This is a genomic window from Croceivirga radicis, from assembly GCF_002072105.2.
GTDB lineage: Bacteria > Bacteroidota > Bacteroidia > Flavobacteriales > Flavobacteriaceae > Croceivirga > Croceivirga radicis.
This window is the reverse complement of the sequence record NZ_MTBC01000002.1, coordinates 228,838-247,711: the sequence shown is the minus strand read 5'-3', so window position 1 is coordinate 247,711 and position 18,874 is coordinate 228,838. Positions and strand designations below refer to the sequence as shown.

17 protein-coding genes are annotated in these 18,874 nt (G+C 37.6%); 5 read left to right on the top strand and 12 right to left on the bottom strand.

Annotated elements, in window-relative coordinates; all coding sequences use genetic code 11:
- Positions 1-52: 52 nt before the first annotated feature.
- Genes fabD through BUL40_RS03970 form a run of 4 tightly spaced genes read right to left on the bottom strand, consistent with a single transcriptional unit; the run spans position 53 to position 4,432 of the window.
- Entirely contained in the window at positions 53-937 is an 885-nt protein-coding gene (gene fabD / locus BUL40_RS03985; protein ID WP_080318167.1) for an ACP S-malonyltransferase, read from the bottom strand.
- A gap of 50 nt (positions 938-987) precedes the next feature.
- Positions 988-1,500: a gamma carbonic anhydrase family protein gene (locus tag BUL40_RS03980; protein WP_080318166.1), complete on the bottom strand. Its 513-nt coding sequence runs from the start codon at positions 1,498-1,500 to the stop codon at positions 988-990.
- Between the two features lie 4 nt (positions 1,501-1,504).
- Positions 1,505-2,239 carry a LytR/AlgR family response regulator transcription factor gene (locus BUL40_RS03975; protein WP_080318165.1) on the bottom strand — a complete coding sequence of 245 codons (735 nt, stop codon included), beginning with the start codon at positions 2,237-2,239 and terminating at the stop codon, positions 1,505-1,507.
- Positions 2,240-4,432: a tetratricopeptide repeat-containing sensor histidine kinase gene (locus BUL40_RS03970; protein WP_244901816.1), complete on the bottom strand. Its 2,193-nt coding sequence runs from the start codon at positions 4,430-4,432 to the stop codon at positions 2,240-2,242.
- 223 nt (positions 4,433-4,655) lie between these two features.
- On the opposite strand from BUL40_RS03970, the gene BUL40_RS03965 reads away from it, so the two are divergent.
- Entirely contained in the window at positions 4,656-5,837 is a 1,182-nt protein-coding gene (locus tag BUL40_RS03965) for a vWA domain-containing protein (RefSeq protein WP_080318164.1), read from the top strand.
- A 53-nt stretch (positions 5,838-5,890) separates the two neighbouring features.
- On the opposite strand, the gene BUL40_RS03960 is transcribed toward BUL40_RS03965, so the two are convergent.
- Complete coding sequence (locus BUL40_RS03960; RefSeq protein ID WP_080318163.1) at positions 5,891-6,886, bottom strand: PorP/SprF family type IX secretion system membrane protein; 996 nt, start codon at positions 6,884-6,886, stop codon at positions 5,891-5,893.
- Positions 6,887-7,006: 120 nt separating this feature from the next.
- Between BUL40_RS03960 and BUL40_RS03955 the strand changes: the two genes are divergently transcribed.
- From BUL40_RS03955 to BUL40_RS03940, 4 genes are all read left to right on the top strand, one after another.
- Positions 7,007-7,903, top strand: coding sequence for a NifU family protein (locus BUL40_RS03955; protein ID WP_010518443.1), 897 nt, complete (start codon positions 7,007-7,009; stop codon positions 7,901-7,903).
- A gap of 52 nt (positions 7,904-7,955) precedes the next feature.
- A complete protein-coding gene (locus BUL40_RS03950; RefSeq protein WP_010518444.1) occupies positions 7,956-8,156 on the top strand; it encodes a dodecin family protein in 201 nt (66 codons plus the stop codon).
- Between the two features lie 62 nt (positions 8,157-8,218).
- Positions 8,219-10,324, top strand: a complete 2,106-nt coding sequence (locus BUL40_RS03945; protein WP_080318162.1) for a thioredoxin domain-containing protein — start codon at positions 8,219-8,221, stop codon at positions 10,322-10,324.
- A gap of 88 nt (positions 10,325-10,412) precedes the next feature.
- A complete protein-coding gene (locus BUL40_RS03940) occupies positions 10,413-11,246 on the top strand; it encodes a mechanosensitive ion channel family protein (protein ID WP_010518446.1) in 834 nt (277 codons plus the stop codon).
- Here BUL40_RS03940 and tsaB read toward each other — a convergent pair.
- The 7 genes from tsaB to BUL40_RS03905 all read right to left on the bottom strand — a co-directional run bounded on the left by tsaB (position 11,243) and on the right by BUL40_RS03905 (position 18,860).
- Positions 11,243-11,923 carry a tRNA (adenosine(37)-N6)-threonylcarbamoyltransferase complex dimerization subunit type 1 TsaB gene (gene tsaB / locus BUL40_RS03935; RefSeq protein WP_080318161.1) on the bottom strand — a complete coding sequence of 227 codons (681 nt, stop codon included), beginning with the start codon at positions 11,921-11,923 and terminating at the stop codon, positions 11,243-11,245. The genes BUL40_RS03940 and tsaB overlap by 4 nt on opposite strands.
- Positions 11,924-11,940: 17 nt before the next feature.
- Positions 11,941-13,281, bottom strand: coding sequence for a TolC family protein (locus BUL40_RS03930; protein WP_080318160.1), 1,341 nt, complete (start codon positions 13,279-13,281; stop codon positions 11,941-11,943).
- A 44-nt stretch (positions 13,282-13,325) separates the two neighbouring features.
- Positions 13,326-14,435 carry an efflux RND transporter periplasmic adaptor subunit gene (locus BUL40_RS03925; protein WP_010518450.1) on the bottom strand — a complete coding sequence of 370 codons (1,110 nt, stop codon included), beginning with the start codon at positions 14,433-14,435 and terminating at the stop codon, positions 13,326-13,328.
- A 37-nt stretch (positions 14,436-14,472) separates the two neighbouring features.
- Positions 14,473-15,729 (bottom strand): ABC transporter permease, encoded by a 1,257-nt coding sequence (locus BUL40_RS03920; protein WP_010518451.1) that lies wholly within the window; start codon positions 15,727-15,729, stop codon positions 14,473-14,475.
- A gap of 2 nt (positions 15,730-15,731) precedes the next feature.
- The gene (locus BUL40_RS03915; RefSeq protein ID WP_080318159.1) at positions 15,732-16,961 is read right to left on the bottom strand and encodes an ABC transporter permease; all 1,230 of its coding nucleotides are present in this window, start codon (positions 16,959-16,961) and stop codon (positions 15,732-15,734) included.
- The gene (locus BUL40_RS03910; protein WP_010518453.1) at positions 16,954-17,655 is read right to left on the bottom strand and encodes an ABC transporter ATP-binding protein; all 702 of its coding nucleotides are present in this window, start codon (positions 17,653-17,655) and stop codon (positions 16,954-16,956) included. Before BUL40_RS03910 ends, BUL40_RS03915 begins: the two co-directional genes overlap by 8 nt.
- Positions 17,656-17,747: 92 nt before the next feature.
- Positions 17,748-18,860 carry an efflux RND transporter periplasmic adaptor subunit gene (locus BUL40_RS03905; protein ID WP_080318158.1) on the bottom strand — a complete coding sequence of 371 codons (1,113 nt, stop codon included), beginning with the start codon at positions 18,858-18,860 and terminating at the stop codon, positions 17,748-17,750.
- Positions 18,861-18,874 lie beyond the last annotated feature (14 nt).

Below are 18,874 nucleotides of genomic sequence, written 5' to 3'. Positions count from 1 at the left end.
GATTAAATCTATGTTTCTTAAGACAAACGGCTAAAAGCCCCGTTATAACTACCTACGTAAGTTCTACGCCTTGGGTTTCCGCACTGCGGTCTATTTTCTTTACCAAGCCTTGCAACACCTTACCCGGACCTATCTCCGTAAAGGTCTTGGCACCATCTGCCAACATCTGTTGCACGCTCTGCGTCCACTTAACCGGAGCCGTTAATTGGGCTATTAGGTTTTCTTGTATTTCTTTAGAACCGGTAACCGCGGTTGTGGTCACATTTTGATACACCGGACAACTAGGTTCCTTAAATTGAGTTGCTGCTATGGCCGCCGCTAATTCTTCTCTAGCCGGCTCCATTAATGGCGAGTGGAACGCCCCGCCTACCGGTAAAACCAAGGCTCTACGCGCACCCGCTTCTTTCATTTTTTCACAAGCTGCCTGTATGGCCGCTACCTCTCCAGAAATAACCAACTGCCCCGGGCAATTGTAATTGGCAGGTACTACAATACCTTCTGTTTCTTCGCATAATTTTTCTACCAAGGCATCTTCCAAACCTAGTACGGCCGCCATGGTGCTTGGTTGTAGCTCACAGGCTTTTTGCATAGCTTGTGCCCTTTGGGAAACTAATTTAAGGCCATCCTCAAAATTTAATGCCCCGTTTGCTACCAAAGCAGAAAATTCGCCTAGAGAGTGACCTGCAACCATGTCTGGTTTAAAGCTATCTCCCATAACTTTAGATAGAATTACGGAATGCAAGTATATCGCCGGCTGGGTAACTTTGGTCTGTTTTAACTCATCTGGCGTTCCTTGGAACATGATGTCCGTTATGGAAAAACCTAAGATGTCATTGGCTTTTTCAAAAAGTTCTTGTGCCAGAGGGTACTTCTCATAAAGGTCTAACCCCATACCTACAAACTGCGCCCCTTGACCGGGAAAAATATATGCATTCATTTTCTATCTTTTTAGTGTAACGCAAAAATAGGAAAAGCGGCGGACTAGCCCTATTCTTTGAACCAACTACTGTATTTTACATAGTTATTGGCAATACGGTCTATTTCGCCCTTACTTAATTCTGGGCTTACTTCTTTAATTTTACGCGCGGGCATACCTGCAAATATGGTTCCTGAAGGTACCCGTGTACCCTTGGTTACCACGGCACCAGCCGCTATGATGCTGTTAGATTCCAGAACACAATCGTCCATAACAATTGCGCCCATACCCACCAAAACGTTGTCTTCTATGGTACAACCATGCACAATGGCATTATGCCCTATGGAAACATTATTGCCAATAGTTGTAGGACTTTTTTCATAGGTACAATGGATAACCGCCCCATCCTGTACATTAACCTTATTGCCTATTTTTATAAAATGGACATCGCCACGTAAAACCGCGTTGAACCAAACGCTGCATTGGCTACCCATATTTACTTCCCCAACAATTGTAGCATTTTCCGCAATAAAACAATCGGGTCCCCAAACTGGGGTTTTACCATTTACTGTTTTTATAAGCATAGCATTACGATTTAAAATGAGATAATAAGGTTGCCTTTTTGGAAGCAGAGACAGAGAGTTCCTTATCATTGGTCAATATAACCGAACCGCCCTTTCCTTTTACATATTTTACAATTTCGTTCAAGTTTACTAGGTACGATTTATGAATGCGAACAAACGGGAAATCCGCCAGGGCTTCTTCAAAATACTTTAGTGTTTTACTCACTACAATCTTGCGTTCTTTTAGGTAGATTTCGGTATAGTTATCATCTGCCTTGCAAAAATAAATCTCCGATACGTCCAAAACCTGGAAACCATCTTGTTGCGGTATGGTTATCTTACCTTCGGTCTTGGCAAAACTACTTTTAAGCACCTTACCCGTTAGCTCGCCTTCCTTTATTTTAATGGCCGCTACATATTCTACCGCTTTAATTAGCTCATCTATATTTATAGGCTTCATTAAATAATATGCCGCATGGTTGTTAAGGGCGTCTAAGGCGTAATTGTTATAGGCCGTTACAAATATGACCTCAAAATTGCGATCCGGAAACTCCTCCAACAAATCAAACGCATTACCAAAAGGCATTTCTACATCTAAAAACACCAAATCTGGCTTGTGTTCTGTAATTGCGGCAACACCTTGTTTTATACTGTCTGCTTCACCTAAAAGTGTTACGGACGGGCAATATTTAGCCAAATAGTTTCGTAAAATTTCACGACTATTGGCTTCATCTTCTACTAAAACAGCTTTAAGTTTCATCTAGTCTTTTTTTAGGCGTAACACCACTTTTGTTCCTGTCTCATCCTCATTTAAATCGTTTATGGTTACATCTACCTTATTCTTGTACATATCATTTAAAATAGCAATACGCTTTTTAATATTACCCATACCCTTGGATTTTTGTCTTCGCTGATTATCGGTCTTAAGATTGGCAGAATGCTTTCGCCCTATACCATTGTCCGTTACCATAATTTCTAGCATATCTTCTTGAGGTTGCGTTACCGATACAATAAGCTCTCCCTTATTTTCTTTATAACGAAGCCCATGCCACACGGCGTTTTCAATATAGGGCTGCACCAACATAGGCGGAATTTGAAACGCATGTATATCTACCTCATCTGCAATTTTGATATCGTAATCAAACTTATCTGGAAAGCGGGAATGCTCTAACTTTAAATACAATTTTATAAGCTCTAGTTCTTTGGTAAACGGTATAAAGTCTTCTTCTGAATTTTCTAGTACCGTACGCATAAGCAATGAAAAATCGCTAAGGTATCTGTTGGCACTACGCTCATCGCTCTTGGCAATATAATTGTTCACAGAATTTAATGCATTAAATATAAAATGCGGATTCATTTGCGAGCGTAATGATTTTAAGGCGAGTAAATTATTGGCCAATTTTTGTTTTTGATTGCTTCTATAAAAAAAGAAAGCAGTTAACGCAAACAACGCCATCCCCATAACCAAAGAATAAATCAGCACCTTTTGCCAATTGGCACGCGTCTCGAACAATTTCTGTTCGGTCATGGCCAAACTATACTTACTTTGAGACAGCTCTCTTTCCTGTTCCAGAGAAGAAATACGATTTTGCTTGTTGGCCACCTCTCTATTTAAGCGAGCCAATCTAGAAAGCTCCTGTTCCTTTCTAATGTAGAGTGTGTCTACTAAAGAAACATATTCCTGATAGGTTTTATAGGCCTTATCAAAATCGCCCCGATACTCGTACACCTCTGATAATTTTCGGGTTGCATCTTTTTGAACCACCAAATCATTATCAGAATCTGCCTCCACAATACTTTTTTGCAAATAAGGAATGGCTTCTGCCAATTTTTCTTGGGCAATATATGCATTGGCAATTTTATAGTTGATGCGTTGGGTGGTAATAGAATCTTTTTGGGCAGGTTCATCTTTTAAAAGCACCTTTTTTTTGGGCAACCGTTTTAACTGACTAAGATTTTCTTTTCGCAATTGAATCTCATCTTCATAACGGCTGGTTTGATTATAGAAATCCGCTACTTTTTCTTTTTCCCGAACTTGTCTTTCCGGAGCCTGCTGTTTACTTAACTTAATGGAATTATTGTAATAATCCTCTGCCTCTATTTGCCTATTCTGTGCCGCAAAATTTTCCGCAATCTTGGTGCTTAGATCAATTATCTTAGGAGTTACCTGATTTTTTTCTGCAATTTTTAAACCAGCTTCATAAAATTGCTGTGCCAGTTTGCTTTTACCCATGCCCTTTTGGGCATCTCCTTTAAGCTCCTCCTTTTCTATTCTTTGATATGGCGGCATATTCTTTACCGCATCTAATTTTTGCAGCTGTTCCAATGCGGCATCATACTCTTTATTTAGAACATAGGCTTTTGCCAAGAGCAAGGTAGTGCGCACGGTTTTTTTGGCACCCAGGGCATCTTCTAGATTTGCAACGGCCAAATCAAACTGTTTGTGGTATAAATATATCTCTCCCAACAGGGTTAAGCTATGGTTTACCTGCGTTTTGCTGGGTTCTAGTGTTGTATTGGAAATGGATTTAGAAATAAAATCCAAACTTTTTTCAATATCCGTTTTCTTATAGAAATTTGCAGAATCTAAATAACGTTGGTGTTCAACAGCCGTTGTAGCCCTAGAACCGCCCCTAGCATTTGGCTCAAAATCTTGTACCTCTACAATAATCTCTTCTTTAGAAGTAATCCTATGAAATACCGTTTCAAATTCGGGACTTCTAAAAACAATCTCATCACCAATATTGGCACGAATTTTAAACTCACCTAAACCATTGGTACTAGTATATTCTCCTTTATCCGTACTTACCGAAACACCTGAAATTGGCATTTGATTATCCTGAGATCGCACCAACCCCTCTAGGATAAATCCTGATTGATTTTGCTGACCATAAAAGGTATGTACGGAAAGCATGGCCATAGACAAGCTTAGAAAGAATAGAAACTGCCTCATAATTAAAGGTAAACTTAGGTTATTTAGGTGGCACTAGAAAATGACATATAACCACTGAGAGGAGATAAAAAATAGAAAAAGTATAGTTAACTCATTGAAGTACAAACCAAACTAACTAACAACGGATCTTTCCTAATTATGAATTTTCTACCTAAAAATGCTCCCCTAGGTTTGTGATGAACAATGTTGAAAAGAAGTCTATTTAATCACAAAAACATTCATCATGAAAAAGAACATTTTAATCGGTTTAAGTTTACTAACCTTAAGTATTGGTTACGTTGAGGCCTCCCGTTTGGCAACCAAAGAAATAGCTGGCCTGAGGACCGAAATACAATTAGAAGATAAACTACACCCTGTAAAACCCAAAAAACAATATGTAAAAATTGCCTTGCTATTAGACACCAGCAATAGTATGGACGGGTTAATTAACCAAGCAAAATCGCAGCTTTGGGATATTGTCAATGAATTTTCCTATGCCAAATGCGGCAATGGGAGTACTCCAGAATTACAGATAGCCCTGTATGAATATGGAAATGACGATTTAACCGCACAAGAAGGTTATATAAGGCAAGTACTTCCCTTTAGTAATGATTTAGACGAGATTTCAGAAAAATTGTTTTCTTTAACCACCAACGGCGGGGAAGAATATTGCGGTGCCGTCATAAATACTTCTTTAAAACAATTGGATTGGGGAAAGAACCCAGACGACCTAAAACTAGTTTTTATTGCGGGTAACGAACCGTTTACCCAAGGCCGAACCAACTATAAAGATGCGGTTTTACAAGCAAAAGAGAAAGATGTGGTCATCAATACTATCTTCTGTGGCAATTATGCACAAGGGATAAGTACAAAGTGGAAAGATGGCGCCCAACTTAGCGGTGGCGATTACATGGCCATAGACCACAATGCAGAACAAATTTATGTAGCCACCCCATATGATAAAATTATAATAGAGCTAAACACCAAACTTAATAACACCTATGTGGCGTATGGCGCCACCGGAACTACCAGATTAGATAAACAACGCTTGCAAGATAATAACGCCTATGAAATGGAGGCCGAGGTAGCCGTTAGCAGGGCCGTAAGTAAAAGTTCTAAGTTATATAAAAATTCTAGCTGGGATTTAGTAGATGCTGTAGAGGAAGATGCTGATGCTATTGAAGAAATTGCACCAGAGGCCTTACCGGCCCCGTTAAAAGGCAAATCTAAAAAAGAGATTAAGGCCTATGTTTCCCAGAAAAAATCGGAACGTGCCAAAATTCAAGCTGAAATACAAAAAACAAACGCGAAAAGGGAAGCCTACTTGGCCCAGCATCAAAAAGAAAACACAAAGGGCGAACTTGAAAACGCCTTACTTAAAGCCATTAAAAAGCAAGCCGCTAAAAAAGAACTTAACTGGAAATAGCAGAATGGATTTTAAAGATAAGGACAGTTGTAAACAACTGTCCTTTTTTTCTTTTAATTGGCAGCAGGGCAATAACAATTGTACCTCTTTTCCTCTTGCTTGCCAAAATCATAGCCCAGGGTTATTTGGTGAAAGCCCCCATTATCAAAACGAATATCCCCAGATTGATAAGAATAGTTATATGAAAATAAAAATCGGTTAATGTTTACACCAACTATAGGCGTGAACAACTGTAAACGCTGCTCTCCAAACGTACCATCTTGTTGAAACTGCGCACCATCAAAACTTCTTCTATAAGATAACCCTCCCCACACCGTGGTAGTTGGGTTTAGATCTTTATACACCTTTAGGTTAAGGTCAATTGTCTTTTCCTTAGTAAAATCTGTCATTTGGAACAAAGTAGAAGGCTCAATTCTAAAATCGCCCTTACCAAAAACATAACCCGCAGAAAGTAGATAGCGTCTTAAATTGTCAAATTCTGCCAAGGTATACAAATCCCTACCACTACCTAAAAGGTTTAAAATTGCAGCATGGGCATAGAATTCAAGAAAGTTATAACTAACGCCTAAATCAGTATTAAAATAACTGGTAGTATTTTTAACGCCGCTTACAAGAGGATCTTGCCGAATAGAAATAAATTCAGATTCGTCTAAACTACTTAAGATTACACCTGCGCTTAAACCAAAAGACAACTGATTCAAGGTTCTAAAATCGCCCCCCAACTGTAAATGATGTGCATAAGTACCTTTAAAACCAGTTTGGGAATGATAACCGTTGGCATCGTTAAATAGAATAAAACCAATTCCACTTTTGCCACCTACCCTAAAATTAGCATTCAAAGTTTGTAAGCTAGGAGCTTCGTCTACATTAAACCATTGCTTTCTTGCCGTAAGTCTAATTTTACCGCCTTCTCCTATACCTGCCATAGAAGGATAAACCAAGTAGTAATTATCCGCTAAATAATCAAAATAAACAGGAATTCCCTCTTGTGCTTTTGTTGTACCAAAAAACAAAAGAAGTATTGCCAAGGTTGGTATAAGTTTATTCATCTGGTTGGGGCTAAGTGTATCTCTCTAATTAATAAAACAAAAAATATAACGGGAATAAAGTAACATTATTATATCTATGCAACGCCAAGATTACTTTGTACTTTTGTAGAAATTTTAGCCATGAAAGATTATAACATAACCGTAGTAGAGACCAACAATCCTGCTATTTTGAAGTTTGAGGCAAATCATTTTCTAGTAAAGGACAATTACGAGTTTAAAAATATAGATGAGGCTAAAAAATCGCCTTTGGCCCAACAGCTGTTCCATTTACCTTTTATAAAAACAGTTTATATCTCTGGGAATTTTGTAGCCATGGAGCGATTTGATATTGTGGAATGGAATGATGTTAAAGACGAAGTTGCCCAAAATTTAGTAGAATACTTAAATGCGGGAGAACCTATTGTCTTGGAGGACTCTGAAAACAACACACCTATTTCTGTTTATGCCGAGGTTACACCCAACCCTGCGGTTATGAAATTTGTAATGAACAAAGTTATTGTTCCTACTATTTTTGAGTTTAAAAATATAGACGAGGCAAAAGGCTCAGAATTGGCCAGTCAATTGTTTCACTTTCCATTTGTAAAAGAGGTCTTTATAGACCAAAATTATGTTTCCATCACAAAATATGATGTTGCAGAATGGAACGAGGTAACTATGGAAATAAGAGAGTTTATTCGCGCCTATTTTGCAGATGGTAAGGACGCTGTTTCTGATGAAGCACTTTCTAAAACAAAGGCGGCCAATAAAGTACAAGCAAAACCTGAAGTACAACAAGATGAAACTTCACAAGCCATTATCTCTATTCTAGAAGAATATGTAAAACCAGCAGTAGCCAGTGACGGCGGTAATATCATGTTTGAGTCTTATGATAGTGAGACTAAAAAAGTTAACGTTATTTTACAAGGTGCTTGCAGTGGCTGCCCTTCTTCTACGTTTACCCTAAAAAATGGTATAGAAACGATGTTAAAGAACATGTTGGGTGAAAAGGTAAGTGAAGTTGTTGCCATAAATGGCTAATGTTTTTAAATAGAATTTCTTATCTTCTAAGAGAATTCTAAAAACATTAACTATGGCAATTTTAAAAGTGATTGAAGTATTGGCTAATTCTAGTAAAAGCTGGGAAGATGCCACAAACAAAGCGGTAGAACAAGCTGCAAAATCGGTAAAGCACATTCGTTCTGTTTACGTTAACGAGCAAAGTGCCACGGTAAAAGACGGCAAGGTAGATGAATACCGCGTGAACGTAAAAATTACTTTTGAGGTAAATTAAATAGAAAATACCGCATAACTTAGCGCCTAATCAGGCGCTTTTTTTGTACCCAATTGTAAATTATGAAACAATACGTATTTGGTTTATTCCTAGGAACACTTTTTCTAGTTGGTTGCCAAGAAACCCAAAATAAAATGGAACATAAATACACCAATGCCTTAGTAGAAGAAACTAGTCCATATTTATTACAGCACGCCCATAATCCCGTTGATTGGAATGCATGGAAACCTGAGGTTTTAGAAAGGGCAAAAGCGGAAAATAAACCCATACTAATAAGTATTGGATACGCAGCCTGCCATTGGTGCCACGTAATGGAAGAAGAATGTTTTGAAAACGAAGAAGTGGCAAAATTAATGAACGAGAACTTCATTAATATTAAAATTGATCGCGAAGAGCGGCCAGATGTTGATCAAATTTATATGGATGCCATACAGATGATGACCGGTAATGGGGGTTGGCCCTTAAATATAGTTGCATTGCCAGACGGCAGGCCGTTTTGGGGGGCCACTTATTTACCAAAAGACAATTGGACAAAATCGCTCAAAAGCCTAATTGATCTCTATCATAACAACCCTGAAAAAGTACAAGAATATGCAGGAAAGCTAGAACAAGGCATACAAGCCATAAACCTAGTGGAAAACAAGACCTCCAAAATAAATTTTACTAAAGAAGAATTGGATTTAGCCGTACAAAATTGGAGCACTAGTTTTGACACCTATCTTGGCGGCTACAAAAGGGCACCAAAATTTATGATGCCCAACAACTTGGAGTATCTTTTACACTATGCCACGGCCAATAAAAACGATACTATTTTAGAATATGTAAATACCACCCTGAAAAGGATGGCTTATGGCGGTATTTTTGACCCAATTGATGGCGGTTTTTCTAGGTATGCAGTTGACGTTAAATGGCATGTTCCACATTTTGAAAAGATGTTATATGACAACGGGCAACTAATTAGCCTATACAGTAAAGCCTATGCAGTGACCAAAAATTCGCTCTACAAAGAAACCGTAGAAAAATCCGTAGGCTTTGCCACATTAGAATTATTGGATACTAATGGTGGCTTTTATTCCAGCTTAGATGCAGACAGTAAAAACAGTAGCGGTAAACTAGAAGAAGGTGCCTATTACGTTTGGACCGAAAAAGAATTGGATAGCATTTTAGGTAGTGAATCCAGCGTTTTTAAAACCTACTACAACATTAACAGCTACGGTTATTGGGAAGAAGACAAGTATGTTCTTATCAGAGATGCAAGCGATAATGAAATTGCAGATAGCTTAGGAATAACTACAACCAACTTAACCCAGCAAATAGCTAAAAATCTTAAACAACTTAAAAAAGTTAGGGACCAAAGGGAAAAGCCAAGATTAGACGACAAAATCCTAACCTCTTGGAACGGGCTCATGCTAAAAGGATTAACAGATGCTTACCGCTATTTACAAAATGATAAATACCTACAATTAGCATTAAAAAACGCAAATTTTCTAGAACAAGAAATAATACAAGACGACTTTTCGGTATACAGAAACCATAAAAACGGTAAAAGCAGCATCAATGGTTTTTTAGATGATTACGCAACACTCATAGATGGCTTTATAGGTCTTTATGAGGTAACTTTTGACGACCGCTGGCTTACCCTAGCAAAAAATCTAACAGACTATGCCATTACACATTTTAAAGACGAAGAAAGTAACATGTTTTACTACACTTCTGATTTGGATGATAAATTGATTAGACGAAGTATAGAAACAAACGACAATGTTATCTCCGCTTCTAATTCCATAATGGCCAACAACCTTTATAAACTACACAAAGTCTACATGAAGGAACCGTATGGAGAAATTGCTTCTGCCATGATAAACAATGTGCAAGACAATTTTATAAAAAGCGCACAAGGTTTTTCTAATTGGATGCACCTTATCTCCTACCAACAGAATAATTTTTATGAAATAGCCATTGTTGGTGAAGCTTATAAAGAGATTGGCCGTGAATTGGGCAAGGAATACATTCCCAATAGCATATTAGTTGCCACAAAAGACGACCAAAGTCCAATAGAATTATTACAAAATAGGCACGTTCCAGGTCAAACCTTAATCTATGTATGTATAGAAGGTTCTTGTAAACTACCTGTAACCTCATCGGGGGAGGTGTTAAAACAACTATAAATTCGACCTTAATTTTAACCCAGTTTTAATTTCAATTTTTTGAAATGTTAAAATCTATACCGTAGGTTGGCGGCTTAAAACAAAAGCTATGTTAGAAGAATTTCAAGATTACGAAAAACACATAAATAAAGCCATAGAATGGTTTTGGGATTTGGTCCCCAATTTAATATTGGCCATTATCATACTTTTTGCTGGTTTGTGGTTTATTAAGATCATAAATAAGTTGGTTCGTAAATTTTTCGCAAAAAAAGACTATGACGAAACTTTGGAGAGTTTTTTACAAAGCTTTATCAGCATTGGTCTAAAAGTTATGTTGTTTGTGTTGGTGGTAACCCAACTAGGCGTGCAAACCTCTTCCTTAATTGCCATGATTGGTGCGGCCGGTTTAGCAATTGGTCTAGCCTTGCAAGGTTCTTTATCCAATTTTGCCGGAGGCGTATTAATTCTTTTGTTCAAACCATTTAGGGTAGGCGATTTTGTATCTGCCCAAGGTGTAGATGGTACTGTAAAGGAAATCTCAATTTTTAATACGAAACTGAATACTTTTGGAAACCAATTAGCCATTGTACCTAACGGCCAATTGGCTAATGGTAATATTGTAAATTATAGTGCAGAACCCATTCGCAGGGACAACTATATTGTAGGTATAGGCTATGGTTCCAACATTAAAAAAGCTAAAGATATTTTGTTGGCACTTTGCGAGCAAGATGAACGCATACTTAAAGAACCTAAACCAGAAGTATATGTAGCGGAATTGGCAGATAGCTCTGTAAACCTATCCTTAAGATGGTGGGCCAAAAATGAAAACTTTTGGGGTGCTAAGTTCAACCTTATTGAGCAATCCAAATTACAGTTTGACGAAGCAGGTATTGAAATTCCTTTTCCGCAAAGGGTTATACACTCAGAAGAAATAGACGATTAAGCCTTCTTCTTTTTGGTTTGTAAAACAAAATCCTTTAGATAATAAGGTTCAAAATAAGCAACGTCTTCAAATAGTTGTTGCTCAAATCTACTAAAAGACAAGGGTGCCATTTGCAATGCAGATGGCACTTTTTCTTGATGGTATGCAAACTTAATTTCTCCAAGTTCTTCTCTGCATTTTTCAGCACCGTTGCCTACCAAATGTACTATTCCCTTACTGGAAAAGCGCTCAAATGAGTTTGCATCAATTATTTCGGCCTCGGTAGCTCTTAACTCCTTATATTCAGCATCAAAAACACAGGAATAAACTTCCATACGTCTAGCATCCAACACCGGAACAATAAACTCATTTGGCTGCACATTAATTTGCTGCGCCAAACTTTCTAAGGTTGGAATAGCTATTAATGGCTTATCCAAAGAAAAACATAAACCTTTAGCTGCAGACACCCCAATTCGTAGACCTGTGTAAGAACCCGGCCCCTTACTCACCGCAATTGCATCTATGTCTAAAAAAGACAAAGAAGCCTCTTGCAAGGCTTCTTTTATAAAAATGTGCAATTGTTCTGAGTGCGAGTAGTTAGCAGCGTTTTCTTCTATTAAAGCAACTACTTTACCATCTACACCAATACTTACGGAACAATTGGTTGTTGCTGTTTCTAAGTTTAATATTGTAGCCATACTAGCTACAAATATACCTAGTTCAATTGTATTGGTAAACCAAAATAAAATTCTAGAATCTTTATTCTAAAAATATAATCGTACTTAGTTCTTATTACGTTTGCCTCTGCATCATCTACACGAGATTGTGCTTGGCTAAAATCAAAACTGTTCATTAATCCAACCTCAAAACGATCTTTTGCATATTGATAAGCTGTTCTTCTAGCTTCTAAGGTTTTCTGTGCGGCTTCATATGATTTTCCAAATGTTTTTACATCTGCATATGCTTGTTGTACGGTAGCTTCCAAAGTCAGCTTATCTTGCTCGTATTGCAGTTTTACACGTTCTAAGCTAATTTGGGAACGTTTTACATTATTACGGGTACTCCATCCGTTGAAGATGGGCACATTTAATTGTGCTCCATAAGAAATACCATCGTTTAACCATAATTGGTCCACAAATTTTAAATCTTCACCGGTAAACGGGTCTCTATTCTGGTCAGAATATCGAGTATTATAATTAAAGAAAGCTCCTAAAGTTGGCATGTATGCTCCTTTAGCAATCTCTACATCTTTCTCTGCCAATTCAACATTTGCCTTGGACAATTTTATGTCGTTTCTAAAGGTCAAGGCTTTGTCAAAAATAGTTTTGGCAGACTGCTGCAAGATGTCACTTGGTGGCACCTCAAAAGTCTCATCGGCTATATCAAATGTTTCGTAATCCGTTATTTGTAATAACTGGGCCAAACTAATTCTAGAAATGAGAACCAAGGCCTCGTTATTTACTATTTGCTGTTCTTGTGAGGCAGCGGTTGCTTCAATCTCTAACAAATCTCCCTTGGGCACAACACCTGCTTCTACCAACTCCTTTGTTCTATTCAAGTCTTGTTGCGTTACCGCATATTGCGCTTCTGATACTTTTAAAGCTTCTTTATTGGATAATACTTGCAAATACGCGTTGGCAACATTTAAACGAATATCATCTTTTAAATCATCTAAACGATATTGTGATGCCAGCGCATTCATCTTTGCCCTTTTTAAATTATTATAATTTCTTAATCCGTTAAACAGGGTTACACTAGATGTCATATTCATGGAAGAAGACAAAATTGTACCAGACACAAGATTATTAGTAGTTGGATCCAATATTAAACCTGTATTACCAGATAAAGAGGCTTGGCCGTTTAAGTCTGGCAACAGATTACCAATCGCATCTGATTTCTCTAGTTTTACGTTCTCCAAATCCAACTCAAATTGGGCAACGGTTAAATTATGGTCTACGGCATAGGTAACGCATTCTTCTAAGGTCCACTTTTTTACCTGTGCCGAAGCCATGCTTACGACACCTACAAGTGTTAGTATAGCTATTTTAAATTTCATTCGTTTTTTGATTTTATGGTTACTTAAATCAGTTTCTAACTGGCCTAATTATCCGTTGATTTCTTTTCTAGTTTGTTCCAAACTTTAATTTTGTCACCCTCACTTAAACCAGAAACAATTTCTACATCAATTCCATCGCTAATACCCAATTCTACATCCTTGCGTTCATATTGGTTTTCTCCAGTTTCTACCTCAACATAAGGTTGTTCCGTATCCTTATCAAACTGTAAAAGTGCTTCTTTTATAGACATTACATCTTTCTTTTCATCTAAAACAATTGATGCGTTTGCAGAGTAGCCGGCTCGGATGTTCATACTATCGGTCACAACTAAGTCCCCTTCAATTTTAAATTGAACCGCTCCTTCTTCTTCCACACCTTTAGGGGCAATAAATTTAAGTTTGGCATCGAATTTACTTTCTTCTAAAGCGCCTAAGCTAATTTCTAACGGCATACCAACATGTAGCTTTCCTACCTCAGCTTCGTCTACCTCTCCTTCAAAAATCATCTTGCCCATGTCTGCTATGGTAGCTATAGTTGTACCATCATTAAAGTTGTTACTTTGTATTACTTGATCCCCTTCTTCTACTGGGATTTCTAAAATAGTACCGTTAACAGTAGCTCTAATATTTGTATTTGCGCTCGAAGAACCTCCAGCAGATCCTTTTAGGATTATCTGATAATCGTTTTGTGCATTTTGCAATTCCAATTTGGCTTGGTCAAATGCTAATTGAATATTCTGGAAGTCTTGTGCAGATACTACACCTTTATCAAAAAGGGTCTTGTTTCTTTTGTAATCGGTCTCGGCATTGGTCAATGCTACTTTGGCATTATTAACCCTACCTCTTGCCTGGTATACAGACTGTTCGTTAGGAACAACTTTAATCACGGCAATTAATTCTCCTGCCTTAACTTTAGCCCCTTCTTCTAAATAGACCTTTTCTATTATTCCAGAGATTTGTGGTTTAATTTCAATTTCGTCTTCTGGAATTACTTTACCGGTAACAATAACCTTATTGGTAATATCTTTTTTCTCTACGGTCTCTGTCTTAAACAGTTGTTTTGGTTTACTGTTTTGTTTTAAGAAAACCACGATTGCGCCAAGGATTACAACGACCCCTAGCCCTACTAAACCGTATTTTACAAATTTGTTCATTGTATTACTTTTTGTATTTGATTAGTTATTTTGATTTTTATTCTTCTCTTAGTGCCTCTATTGGCCTAATTTTTAATGCTCTATTGGCTGGTATTAATCCTATAAGTACACTGAGCCCAACCATTAACACAAAGGATATGGTAAATTGAGGTATGGTTATCATAGGATTTACGAAAGGAAAATCTTCTCCGGAGCCGAATGCTGCATTTAAACCAGAGAGAATGCCTATAGAAATAGCGAAACCGATTAAACCTGCAAATGCAGTTAATACTATCGCTTCTAACACGATTTGTCTTTTAACTATCTTAGGTGTTGCCCCCATGGCCCTACGTACCCCAATTTCTTTAGTACGTTCCTTAACGGTTATTAGTAGTATATTACTAATGGCTATAACCCCTGCTAACAGGGTAAACAGGCCAACAAAGAACGAAAAACCTTTAAGCACAGTGGTAAAGGCAGAGATATTGCTGAAAATTTCAGAAAAATCAAAACTACCAATAGCTCTTTCATCTGTTGGGGCTATATCGTATTTATTCTTAAGTAGGGTTTTTATTTGCGACTCTACAAAAGAAACTTTTGTGTTTGCATCTACGGCAATGGCCATCCACCCCATACGATTACCAGAACCAAACGCTTTTTGAAAAGTAGTAAAAGGTATAAATACCGCATTCTCTCCATCTATGTTGATGTTGTCATTAGGTTTATACATGCCCACAATGGTAAAAAACACCCCATTGATTCTTAATTCCGTACCTATGGCCTGCTCTCCTTTATCAAAAAGCAATTCGTAAGTTTCTTCCCCTATTACACAGACTTTTTTAGCCTCATCAATATCACTTTTGTTTAAAAACCGGCCTTCTACCAGTTTCTTTTTAGTGATTTCATCTATCTGTGGAAAATCTCCATACACTGCAGACCCACTGGTTCGGCCTTTTCTGTAAACCGAAACCACTCCCCTATGAGAACCTAATTCTATTCTTGGGGCTAGCACTTCAATTTCTGGAATGTTCTTTTTAAGGATGTCCGCATCTTCTATTTTAAATTGAATTCTTCTACCTCTCTCAAATCCTTTATAGGGTTCTGAAGTTGCTTGTGCCCATACAAAAAGGCTGTTAGAAGCCGTACCGGCAAAAATCTTATCAAAACCATTGCTCATACCATTGGTAGAACCCAAAAGCAAAACCAAAATAATCATAGCAAAAATTACCCCAAGCATGGTCAAGAACGTACGGAACATATTTTGCCCCAACGTATGAAAAATTTCTGACCACATGTCTCTATCAAATAACCACATAACTATTTATCGCTTAATGCTACAATTGGTTTAACTTTTGCTGCTTTCATGGCAGGTAACAAACCTGCCAGCACCCCCGCAACTATTAGGATAATGGTTGCCGTTACCACAACCCCAAGACTTACATTAGGATTGGTAAATGCTGGCGATTGTATGGTAGGCCCTATTATGGCTAGTATAATCCAAGCGAACAATAACCCTACAAAACCAGAAATAGCGGTTATAAACACAGATTCCAATATTACTAGATTTACTATTTGGCTAGGTTTGGCCCCTAGTGCTTTACGAATGCCTATCTCTTTGGTACGTTCTTTTATGGTAAACACCATAATATTGCCAATACCCACAATACCCGCTATCAAGATTAGAAAACCCACGCCTATACCTATAAATCTTAAAACGGCCGTGAACTTACTAATATCATCAAATGCTTGAGCATAGTTCCAGACTCCTATAGCAGCTTGATCGTCTGGGTGTACGGCATGCCTCCTTTTCATTAAAATCTCTAAACGATCAGAAAATTCTAAAGCCTCGGTTAAATCATAATTTGGATTATACGTAAGCGCTATGGAATTTAAGAGATTGGTATTGCCATATATTCTCTGGTAGGTGGTCATGGGCGCGTAAATAACTCGCTCTGCATTGTCATCACCTTCGTCTGTAAAAACGCCAATAACCCTAAATGGCAATCCGTTGAACTCTACAAACTTTCCTATTGGATCCTCTTTTTTAAAGAGGTCTTCGGCCACTTTTCTACCGATAACGGCCACCTTGGCCTTATTAATGTAATCAGCTTCATTTATATATCTGCCAGACATCATTAATGTCTTTTCAATCATTTGATGGTCTGGAGCCACCGCTTGTACGGAGTAAGAACCGGTTTCGCTTTTATATCTTGCCGTGGTACTTGCTCTATACCTACCGCTTATATATTCTATGTCTTTTGGAAAACTGGCCTTTATGTATTCAATATCATCATCTTTGAATTGAATTCTACGGTCTGCCTCAAAACCGCCATACGCTTTTGAAGTAACACCAGAACGAACAAAAATGGAATTATTGGCATCGTCATTAAATTGGGTATAAAACCCATTTTGCATACCATTTACAGAGGCAAGTAACATTACCAAAATAAAAATGGCCCATCCTACAGAAAAACCGGTCAAGAACGTACGAAGCTTGTTCTTTTTTATGGTATTGAAGATTTCTTGCCAAACGTCTCTATCAAACATACTGTTCGGCTCTTACTTGTTCTACCTTTTTATCCTCTACGATCACACCATCTTTTAGGTGAACTATTCGCTTGCACATTTCTGCAATATCTGGTTCGTGGGTCACTACTAAAATAGTATTGCCCTCGTCATTGATTTTCTGTATCAAATCCATTACCTCGTAGGAGGTCTTACTATCCAAAGCTCCTGTAGGCTCATCTGCCAAAAGTACTTTAGGTTCCGCGGCCAATGCCCTTGCAATTGCAACCCTCTGCTTTTGACCTCCTGATAATTCACTTGGTAAATGATGCGCCCAATTTTTAAGTCCAACTTTTTCTAAATAAGCTATTGATTTGTCCTGGCGTTCTTTTCTACCAACTTTTTGATAGTATAACGGCAAGGCCACATTTTCCGCAGCCGTTTTATAATTAATTAGGTTAAACGATTGAAAGATGAACCCTAAAAACTTATTTCTATACTGTGCAGCTTTTGTTTCGTTAAGGTCTTTGATAGGAACGCCATCTAAATTATATTCACCACTATCTGCTCCATCCAACATTCCTAAAATGTTTAACAGAGTAGACTTTCCTGATCCTGAAGAACCCATTATGGCAACTAATTCACCATCTTCTACACTAAAATTGATTCCTTTTAAAACGTGTAGTGAATTACTACCCATTCTATAAGATTTATGAAGATCTTTAATTTCTATCATGATTGGTTAATTTGCTATTTGGCTAGCTTTTGCTATTTGACTATTGAAAAGTTGATTTGTTACAAAGCGAATCTAAAAATTGTGTTAAAGTATTAACGCTCACCTATTTCCTCTTCCATGTTGTTCCAAATTTTAATTTGATCACCTTCATGGATGCCGTTTTTTACTTCTACGTAAATACCATCACTAATACCTAATTCTACTGGTCTTTTTTCAAACTTCTGGTCTCCTACGGCAATTTCTACAAAGGGTTCTTTTGTTGCATCATCAAATTGTACAAGTGCTTCTTTTAAAGCTAGTACGCTATCTGCTTTGGCCAAGATTATTGAGGCGTTGGCACTAAGACCAGCCCTAATAAAGGTAGTATCGCTTTTGGTCAAAGTTCCTTTTATTTCAAACTGTATGGCACCATTTTCTTCTACCCCTTTTGGTGCTATATAATCTAGAATAGCATCAAAAACTTGATCTTCTATTGCACCAACGGTAATCTCTAAAGGTAAATTTTCTTTGATCTTACCTACTTCAGATTCATCTACCTTGCCTTCAAAAATCATTTTTTCAACATCTGCAATAGCAGCAATAGTAGTGCCCTCATTAAAATTGTTACTTTCTATTACTTGATTACCTTTTTCTACCGGAACATCCAAAACCATTCCATTGACTGTTGAACGAATTAAAGTGTTTGCTTCGTTTCCATAACCACTGGCAGTTCCTGTTTTAATAATATCATACCTTTTGTTTGCCGCATTATAGGTTTGCTTGGCTTGGTCAAAAGCTACTTGCGCACGCTCTAGATCGGTTTTAGAAACCACTCCTTTTTCAAATAGGCTGTTTTGGCGTTCGTAATTTCTACGCTGATCATCCAAATCTATCTTCGCCCTATCAATGGCGTCCCTAGCATCGTTAACAGCACTTAAATTTGGGACTACTTTAATTTTAGCTAACAAATCACCACTTTTAACATAGTCGCCGCCTTCTACAAAGACCTCTTCTATTACTCCGGAAATATTAGGTTTAATAAGTACTTCTTCTAAAGGCAAAATACTACCGGTGGCCACCGTTTTTTTAACAATGGTCTGTTTGCTCGGTGCTTCGGTTTTATACACTATTGGGTCTTCTGCATTTTTTTGGTACAAATAGTACATAGCACCCCCAAAACCTAAAACAATGGCTGCTAAAATTAATATGGTTATCGATTTTTTCATTGGTTACTATTTAT